1 protein-coding gene and 1 pseudogene are annotated in these 558 nt (G+C 62.4%); both read right to left on the bottom strand.

Annotated features, from left to right (window positions below):
• Nucleotides 1-162: pseudogene (locus EN914_RS37760) on the bottom strand (formylmethanofuran--tetrahydromethanopterin N-formyltransferase); the annotation flags it as partial.
• Nucleotides 150-558 (bottom strand): amidohydrolase family protein (locus tag EN914_RS37755; RefSeq protein WP_164779294.1); only part of this gene is annotated, 409 nt, incomplete at its 5' end. The gene EN914_RS37755 and the pseudogene EN914_RS37760, both read right to left, overlap by 13 nt.

Genomic DNA, 558 nt, shown 5'->3' with positions numbered 1-558 from the left:
GCCGCAACCGATCACCGAGGTGGCGAAGCCGGTCATTGTGATCGCCGCCTCGCGAGCCCATTTCCGGCTCGGCGCGGTGATGACGATGGCGGTTGCGCGCATGCCGAAGGCTTCCGCGAAGGTATCGTCGATCGTTACGCCATTGATGCTCATGTTCGGCATGGCACCTCGCCGAATGGCTGTTCGCGCGCAATCGCGGAATCCGGGAAATTGAACCAGTCCAGCGACAGGCCGTAGCGCTGCTGGTGATAGTCCTCGAGCCGTCGCACCATTGCCTTGTCGACAGGCGGCTTGAGCCTCAATGCCTTGCCCCAGCGGTAATGGATGATTTCCCCGTCTTGCACGACGAGATCGCCATCCTTGAAAACATACGCCGCCTCTCCGAGCATTTTGGCGATACTGCGGTCCCTGCGATAGACAGCGACGTCGGCTGTTGCGCCGGCGCCGAGATGGCCTCGATCCGTCAAGCCGAGCAGCTTGGCTGGCGCCGCGCGCGTCATGATGGCGATTTCCTCGAACGTGTATTCGCGGTCGATTGCGGCCAGGGTAGAGAGCGCC

This window comes from Mesorhizobium sp. M7A.F.Ca.CA.001.08.2.1, from assembly GCF_003998455.1.
Lineage (GTDB): Bacteria > Pseudomonadota > Alphaproteobacteria > Rhizobiales > Rhizobiaceae > Mesorhizobium > Mesorhizobium ciceri.
Note: the sequence above shows the minus strand (reverse complement) of the source record. Positions and strands in the feature narration are given on the sequence as shown.